General features: G+C 70.9%; 6 protein-coding genes. All 6 read right to left on the bottom strand.

All coding sequences use genetic code 11. From position 1 onward, the window contains the following. Window positions 1–136 precede the first annotated feature (136 nt). The 6 genes from ACIRON_RS09205 to ACIRON_RS09180 all read right to left on the bottom strand — a co-directional run bounded on the left by ACIRON_RS09205 (window position 137) and on the right by ACIRON_RS09180 (window position 7,644). Window positions 137–2,641 carry an FAD-dependent oxidoreductase gene (locus ACIRON_RS09205; RefSeq protein ID WP_402991889.1) on the bottom strand — a complete coding sequence of 835 codons (2,505 nt, stop codon included), beginning with the start codon at window positions 2,639–2,641 and terminating at the stop codon, window positions 137–139. A 28-nt stretch (window positions 2,642–2,669) separates the two neighbouring features. Beyond that, a complete protein-coding gene (gene purU, locus ACIRON_RS09200; protein ID WP_091048058.1) occupies window positions 2,670–3,572 on the bottom strand; it encodes a formyltetrahydrofolate deformylase in 903 nt (300 codons plus the stop codon). 188 nt (window positions 3,573–3,760) lie between these two features. Continuing rightward, window positions 3,761–5,104 (bottom strand): aldehyde dehydrogenase family protein, encoded by a 1,344-nt coding sequence (locus ACIRON_RS09195; RefSeq protein ID WP_402991886.1) that lies wholly within the window; start codon window positions 5,102–5,104, stop codon window positions 3,761–3,763. Beyond that, window positions 5,104–5,910 (bottom strand): SDR family NAD(P)-dependent oxidoreductase, encoded by an 807-nt coding sequence (locus ACIRON_RS09190; protein ID WP_402991883.1) that lies wholly within the window; start codon window positions 5,908–5,910, stop codon window positions 5,104–5,106. Before ACIRON_RS09190 ends, ACIRON_RS09195 begins: the two co-directional genes overlap by 1 nt. Window positions 5,911–5,989: 79 nt before the next feature. Continuing rightward, complete coding sequence (locus ACIRON_RS09185) at window positions 5,990–6,712, bottom strand: type 1 glutamine amidotransferase (RefSeq protein WP_402991880.1); 723 nt, start codon at window positions 6,710–6,712, stop codon at window positions 5,990–5,992. After that, on the bottom strand, window positions 6,712–7,644 hold the full coding sequence (locus ACIRON_RS09180) for a TIGR03619 family F420-dependent LLM class oxidoreductase (RefSeq protein ID WP_402991877.1): 933 nt from the start codon (window positions 7,642–7,644) through the stop codon (window positions 6,712–6,714). Before ACIRON_RS09180 ends, ACIRON_RS09185 begins: the two co-directional genes overlap by 1 nt. Window positions 7,645–7,654: the final 10 nt, after the last annotated feature.

Below are 7,654 nucleotides of genomic sequence, written 5' to 3'. Positions count from 1 at the left end.
CGCGCGCCGCGGGGGCCCCCCCCCACCCCACCCCCCGGGGCCCCCCGGGGGCCCGCCGCGCCCGCTCCCCGCGGGTTCCTAATTCGGCGGGGGGCCCCCCCCCCCCCCCCCCCCCCCCCGATCCACACCCGGAGTCTCAGCCGCGCAGACGGCTCATGGTCGGATCGAACAGCGGCTCGGGAGTGACCGTCGCCGAGATCCGCTGACCGAAGTACTCGATCTCGACCTGGTCGCCCTCACCGATCTCCGCCGGCAGGTAGGCGTAGGCGATCGGCTTGCCGATCGTGAACCCGTACGCCGCGCTGGTGACGTAGCCGACGGCGGTCTCGCCCGACAGCACGGGCTCCTTGCCGAGCACCATGGACTTGCCGTCGTCGATGGTGAGGCAGCGCAGGCGGCGGGCCGAGGTCTCCACCGAGCGGCCCTCGAGCGCGGCCTTGCCCACGAAGTCCTCCTTGGCCGACTTCACCGCGAACCCGACACCGGCCTCGTACGGGTCGTGCTCGGTGGTCATGTCGGCACCCCAGGACCGGTAGCCCTTCTCCAGCCGGAGCGCGCCGAACGCGGCCCGGCCGGCGGCGACGACACCGTGCTCCTGACCGGCGTTCCACAGGACGTCCCACAGCTTCTGGCCGTTCTCGGCGGAGGCGTAGATCTCCCAGCCGAGCTCGCCGACGTAGGACAGCCGCAGGGCCGTGACCGGGATCCCGCCGATGGAGGCCCGCTTGCCGCGGAAGTACTTCAGCCCGTCGTTGGTGAAGTCGTCGGTGCTGACCTTCGCGATCAGATCCCTGGCCAGCGGTCCCCACAGGCCGATGCAGCAGGTGCCGCCGGTGGTGTCGCGGACATCGGCGGCCAGCGACGGGTCCTCGGCGCGCAGCTTGCGGGCCTCCCGGCGCAGGTACGCCAGGTCGACCGTGCCGTTGGCACCGACCTGGTAGAGCTCGTCCTCGAGCCGGGCGACGGTGATGTCGCTCTTGATCCCGCCCTGCTCGTCGAGGAACAGGGTGTAGGTCACCGCGCCGGGCTTCTTGGCCACGTCGCCCGTGGTGAGCCGCTGCAGCAGCGTCTCGGCACCGGGGCCGGAGACCTCGAGGCGGCGCAGCGGCGTCATGTCGTACATGGCGACGGCGGTGCGGGTCTTCCACGCCTCGACGGCCGCGATCGGCGAGTGGTAGCGGGCCGACCAGTCATCACGCGTCGGCGACTTCCACTCCTCGGGAAGCTGGTCCAGCAGAGCCGCGTTGGCCTCGTACCAGTGTGGCCGCTCCCAGGTCCCGGCCTCGAGGAAGAAGGCACCGAGCTCGACCTGGCGGGCGTGGAACGGGCTGACCCGGATGTCGCGCGGCGACTCCTTGGGCTGCAGCGGGTGCAGGATGTCGTAGATCTCGACGAAGTTCTGCTGCGAGGTCTCGCTGACGTACGCCGGGGCCAGCTGCGTCTCCTCGAACCGGTTGAGCTCGAGGTCGGCGAGGTCGTACTCGGAGCGTCCGGTGGTCAGCACCTCGGCGACCGCGCGGGCGACGCCGGCGGAGTGGGTGACCCACACGGCCTCGGCGACCCAGAAGCCGTCGACGTCGCGGGACTCACCGACGAGCGACCCGCCGTCGGGCGTGAACGAGAAGATGCCGTTGAACGACGACTCCGCGATCTCCGCCTCCTGCAGGCACGGGAGCAGCTTGCGGCACTCGTCCCAGGGGCCCTCGAAGTCCTCCGGCGTGAAGTCCAGGCGCGAGGGCATGTTGTCGTGGTCGACGTGCTCCGGGGTCGGGCCGAGGTCGGAGGCGACGTACGGCATTGGCTTGTGGGCGTAGGAGCCGATCCCGTAGCCCTCACCCCACTCGCGGAAGTAGAGGTCCTGGTCCTGGTGGCGCAGGATCGGCAGGGTCGCCCCGTCGGGCTGCTCGTGCTTGCCGGCCAGGACCGGGACGGGCGTGGTCTTGATGAACTGGTGGGCCAGCGGGAGGAGCGGCACGTCGGTGCCCGCCATCTTCCCCACCTCGACGCCCCAGAACCCGGCGCACGAGACGACGATGTCGGCCTCGACGACGCCGGCGGTGGTCTCCACGCCGGTGACGTGGCCGCCCTCCTGAAGGACGCCGGTGACCGTGGTGTGCTCGAGGTAGGTGACGCCGGCCGCCTGCGTACGCTCGATGAGCAGGTCGACGGCACGGGCCGCCCGCGCCAGGCCGTCGGTGGGGATGTGCAGGCCCGCGAGGACCTGCGACTCGTCGATGTGCGGGTAGAGGTCCTTGCACTCGGCGGGGCCGACGACCCGGGCGTCGATCCCCCAGGACTTCGCGTAGCCGAGCTTGCGGTAGAGCTCGGCGACGCGGGCCTCGGTGGTCGCGACCTCGAGCCCGCCGACCTGGTTGAAGCAGCTCACGCCGTCCTTCTCCAGGGAGAGGAACTTCTCGACGGTGTACTTGGCGAACAGGGTCATCGTCTTGGAGGGGTTGATCTGGAAGACGAGACCGGGGGCGTGGGAGGTCGAGCCACCCGGCAGGTTGAGCGGGCCCTGCTCGATGACCGTGATGTCGGTCCATCCGCGCGAGGTGAGTTCGTCCGCGAGGTTCGTGCCGACGATGCCGGCGCCGATGATGACTGTGCGGGGCGAGACGGTGCTGCGGGAGGATGGCATGAGCAACTCCTGAGGTTCGGGTTGGTGGTCAGCGGAAGACGACGGTGCTGGAGCCGTGCATGAGGACGCGGTGCTCGCAGTGCCAGCGGACGGCCCGCGAGAGCGCGAGGCACTCGGCGTCCTGGCCGACGTGAGCCAGGGCCTGCGGGGTGTAGGTGTGGTCGACCCGGTTGACCTCCTGCTCGATGATCGGGCCCTCATCGAGGTCGGCGGTGACGTAGTGGGCGGTCGCGCCGACGAGCTTCACGCCCCGCGCGTGCGCCTGGTGGTAGGGCTTGGCGCCCTTGAAGCCGGGCAGGAACGAGTGGTGGATGTTGATCGCGCGACCCTCGAGCTGGCGGCAGAGGCCGTCGGACAGGATCTGCATGTAGCGGGCGAGCACGACCAGGTCGATGTCGTACTCATCGACCAGGTCGAGCATGCGCTGCTCGGCCTGCGGCTTGGTCTCCGGCGTGATCGGGATGTGGATGAACTCCAGGCCCGCAGCCTCCGCCATCGGACGGAGGTCCTCGTGGTTGGAGGCGACGACCGCGATCTCGGCGTCCAGGGTCCCCCCGCGCCACCGGAAGATGAGGTCGTTGAGGCAGTGGCCGAACTTGGAGACCATCACCAGCAGCCGCGGCTTGCGCTCGTCGTGGAACGTGAACGACATCCCGAACCGGTCCGCGATCGGCCCGAACGCGGCGGTGAGCTCATCGACGTCGGCGCCGTCGGCAGCGGCGAACTCGGTCCGGAGGAAGAACAGCTCCCCCATCCGGTCGTCGTGCTGCTGGTGCTCGAGGATGTCGAAGCCGCGGTCGTACAGGAAGCTCGTGACCGCCTGCATGATCCCCGGGCGCTCCTGACAGGAGAGCGTGAGGACGTTGGTCGTCGCCGTCGGGACGGTCGCCACGGACGCAACAGCGGTCGAGCTTGGCGGACTGATGGTCATGCTGGGCTCCTGATTGCCGGTAATGATACACAACTCATATATCAGAACGATCGTAGAACGGCTCTCAGAGCGCCGTCAAGGGTCTGTACGTCCCGAACGACTGGTCTCCTCCGAGGCAGAAAGACCGGCTCCCCCGTGCCGAGGCACGAGGGAGCCGGTCTTCGGAGCGGGCAGCGCTCCCCCGCCGATCAGCGGACCGTTCTGATCATCTTCTTGTTGACGAACTCCTCGATGCCGTAGCGACCGAGCTCGCGGCCGAAGCCGGAGCGCTTGACGCCACCGAACGGGAGCTCGGCGGCCTCGGCACCGACCGCGTTGACGAAGACCATGCCGGTGTCGAGCGCGTCCGCGACGCGGGCGGCCTGCTCGGGGTCGGTCGTGTAGACGTAGGAGCCCAGGCCGTAGGGGGTGTCGTTGGCGATCCGGACCGCGTCCGCCTCGTCGGCGGCCCGGAAGACCATCGCGACCGGGCCGAAGAGCTCCTGGCGGTAGGCCGGGTTCTCGGTCGTGACCCCGGTGAGCACGCCCGCGGGGAAGAAGGCGCCCGACCGCTCGCCTTCAGTCGCCAGGGTGGCGCCCGCCGCCACCGCCGCGTCGACCTGCGCGGCCAGCCCGTCCGCCGCCGCGACCGAGGACAGCGCCAGGCTGGCGCCGGACTCCAGGATGCGCGCGGTGAACCGCTCGGTGAACGCGTCGTAGAGCTCGTCGACGACCACGAACCGCTTGCCGGCGTTGCACGCCTGCCCGGCGTTGGAGAGCCGGGCGTTCGCGGCTGCTTCGACGGTGGCGTCGAGGTCGTCGGCGGAGAGCAGCACGAACGGGTCCGAGCCCCCGAGCTCGAGCACACACTTCTTGAGGTGACGCCCGGCGATCTCGGCGACCGCGGCGCCGGCACGCTCGGAGCCGGTGAGCGAGACCCCCTGGATGCGCGGATCCGCGATCACGTCGGCGATCTGCTCGTTGGTGGCGTAGAGGTTGACGTAGGCGCCGTCGGGGAAGCCTGCGTCGCGGAAGATCTGCTCCTGCAGGGCGGCCGAGCGCGGGCACTGCGGCGCGTGCTTGAGCACGATCGTGTTGCCGGTGACCAGGTTCGGGCCGGCGAAGCGGGCGACCTGGTAGACCGGGTAGTTCCACGGCATGATCCCGAGCAGCGGGCCGACCGAGCTGCGCCGGACGACCGCCGTGCCCTCGCCACCCAGCAGATCGATCGCCTCGTCGGCCAGGAACCGCTCGGCGCGCTCGGCGTAGAAGTCGTAGATGCTCGCGGAGAAGACGACCTCTCCCACGGCGCTCGCCAGCGGCTTTCCCATCTCCTCGTGGATCGCCGTGGCGAGCTCGTCGCGGCGCTCGCGGTGCAGCTCGGCGACGCGGGCCAGCAGCGCGGCGCGGTCGGCGACGGTGGAGGTGCGACCCCAGGTGTCGTAGGCGGCGGTCGCGGCGGCGACCGCCGCGGCCACGTCGGCGTCGGTGGCGGTCGGATAGGTCTCGACCAGCTCTCCGGTGGCGGGGTTGCGGACGGCGTACTCGGTCATCAGGGCTCCTGGTTCAGGTCGATCGACACGCGTGGGTCGAGGGCGATGGTGCCGGGGTCGACGACGGAGGAACCGCCGTCGACGGGCAGGACGACGCCGTTGACGTACGACGCCGCGTCGGAGAGCAGCCAGCCGACCGTGGCGGCGACCTCGTCGGGCTGGGCAGCTCGGCGCTGCGGGACGATCGCGGTGGCGAGGCGGTAGGCGTCGTCGGTGGAGATCGCCCGCTCGGCGCCGAGCTCGGCCATCTCCATGTCGCCCATCTCGGTCGCGGTCCAGCCCGGGCACACGGCGTTGGCACGCAGGCCGTCGCGGCCGTGGTCGACGGCGAGAGACTGGGTGAGCAGCAGCAGCCCGGCCTTGCTGACGGAGTAGGCAGCCATCCCGTCGCTGGCCCTCAGCGCCGCGACCGAGGACACCGCGACGACCGCGCCGCGGGCGGCCAGCAGGTGCGGGAGCGCCGCCCGGACCAGCAGGAACGGCGAGGTGAGGTTGACCCGCAGCGTCTCGTCCCACTGCTCGGGGGTGACCTCGTCGACCCGGCCGACGTGGATGATCCCGTGGTTGACGACGAGGCCGTCGAGCCGGCCGTACGTCGCGATCGTGCCGTCGACGACCCGCGCGATGCCCTCGGGCTCGCTCACGTCCGCGACGACCACGTGGGCGCCGGTCTCCTCGGCGACCGCGCGCAGCGGCGCCTCCCGGCGACCACAGATCACGACCCGGTCGCCACTTCGGGCGAGCAGCCGGGCGACTGCGGCGCCGATGCCCGTGCCGCCGCCGGTGACGAGGACGACCCTGCTCATCGGTCCGCCTCCGTAGCGCAGGCGCCAGAGTACGGACGCGGCCCGATGAAAGATCCGCTGATCGCTCGCTGGCGCTCGCTCATCGGCCCGTCGCCACCTGGTCGAGGAAGTAGTCGACGAGCGCGGCCGCCCGGACCCGTACGTCGGCGTCGAGGGACGCGACGTGCTCCAGGAGCACCTCGGGGTCGAGCCCGCGGCCCCGGGCGTCTTCGGCGCCGCCGTCCTCGACCCAACCGCGGACGCTGTCCGCGTCCACCTCGGGATGGAACTGCACGGCGAGGTTGCGCCGGAGCACGAACGCCTGCGGGGCCGCGGCGTTGGCACCGACGACCGTCGCGTCGGGCGGCGGGACGAACCGGTCGTGGTGCCACTGCGTCCAGATCCCGGCGACGGCCGGGATCCCCGCCACGACCTGCGGACCGATCTCCGGCGCCGGCGACGCGACGACCTCCCCGCCGTGCGCCTGGGCCAGCATCTGGCCGCCGAAGCAGATCCCGAAGACCGGTACGCCGGCCTCGTCCGCCGTGCCCAGCAGCTCGAGCTCGGGCTTCACCCAGGAGGCGACCTGGTCGCTGTAGACGCTCCACCGGGCACCGAGCACGAGGACCGCGTCGTAGTCGCGCGGGTCCGGGAAGTCGACGTCCACGCCCGGGTCCTCGAAGCGGTCGGGCGGGATCACCTGGACCCTCTCGACCTGGTAGCCACGCTCGGCGAACCGCGCCTCGATCCCTCCTGCGCCCAGGTAGTCGTGCCCGAGGAGCAGCAGCCGCTTCGTCTCGGTCCTCATCAGGTCGGTCGTCATCAGGCCATCGCCTCCGCACGCTTCATGACGTCCTTGCAGAACGCCTCCATCTGGGACTTGTCGTCGATGTACATCGACGGCTTGATGCACATCGTGGTGAACCCCTGCTCGAGCTGCTCCGGGATGGAGTCCATCGACTCCCCCAGGTCCGCCAGGGAGTGGTCGTCAGGGAAGCGGTAGCGCACCCCACCCACCATCTCGAGCTCGGCCATGTCCCGGCCGGCCGCCGCCATGGCGTCCCGGATCACCCGCAGGTCCGCGGCGCTCGGTCGGCCGAGCGGGTGGAACCCGTGGCCGTACCTCACCAGCCGCTCGACGACCGCGCCGTGGGCGCGCTGACCACCGAACCACATCCGCGGCCCGTCCGGGCGGTAGGCCTTCGGCTCGAGGTAGATGTCTTCGAAGTCGAAGTAACGGCCGTGGTGGCTGGCCGGCGACTGCCTGAAGACCAGATCCATCACCTCGAGCTGCTCGTCGAGGATCCTGCCGCGCTCGCGGAACGGCACGTCGAGCGCGGCGTACTCGTCCTTGCTCCAGCTCACGCTGGGCTGGACGACCAGGCGGCCTCGCGAGATCAGGTCGAGGGTGCCGAGCTCGCGGGCCAGCATCAGCGGATGGCGCAGCGGGGCCAGCACCGCGGCGCCGACGAGCCGGATCCGCTCGGTGACGCTCGCGATCGCGGAGAACAGCATCAGCGAGCTCGGCCACGGCATCAGCGGGTCCTGGTTGCCGGGCATGGCGTAGTCACGGGGGTTGCCCATCACGCCCAGGTCGCTGGCGTCTGGGCCGAGGACGACGTGCTCGGAGATCATCACCGAGTCGAAGCCGGTGTCCTCGGCGATCCGGGACCAGGTGACCAGGTCGTTCAGGTTGCGGCCGTCGGTGATCGTCCAGTTCTCGCTGAGGATCATCAGCATCCGGGGAGCAGGCATCAGGAGGGCG

Origin of the sequence: Nocardioides sp. NPDC101246 (assembly GCF_044767415.1) — a bacterium.
Classification (GTDB): domain Bacteria; phylum Actinomycetota; class Actinomycetes; order Propionibacteriales; family Nocardioidaceae; genus Nocardioides.
The sequence above is the reverse complement of the archived record's forward strand: the minus strand, read 5'-3'. Positions and strand labels throughout refer to the sequence as shown.

Coding starts and splice junctions, on each gene's coding strand:
- ACIRON_RS09205 (WP_402991889.1), bottom strand. CDS start 2,641: ATGCCATCCTCCCGCAGCACCGTCTCGCCCCGCACAGTCATCATCGGC.
- purU (WP_091048058.1), bottom strand. CDS start 3,572: ATGACCATCAGTCCGCCAAGCTCGACCGCTGTTGCGTCCGTGGCGACC.
- ACIRON_RS09195 (WP_402991886.1), bottom strand. CDS start 5,104: ATGACCGAGTACGCCGTCCGCAACCCCGCCACCGGAGAGCTGGTCGAG.
- ACIRON_RS09190 (WP_402991883.1), bottom strand. CDS start 5,910: ATGAGCAGGGTCGTCCTCGTCACCGGCGGCGGCACGGGCATCGGCGCC.
- ACIRON_RS09185 (WP_402991880.1), bottom strand. CDS start 6,712: ATGACGACCGACCTGATGAGGACCGAGACGAAGCGGCTGCTGCTCCTC.
- ACIRON_RS09180 (WP_402991877.1), bottom strand. CDS start 7,644: ATGCCTGCTCCCCGGATGCTGATGATCCTCAGCGAGAACTGGACGATC.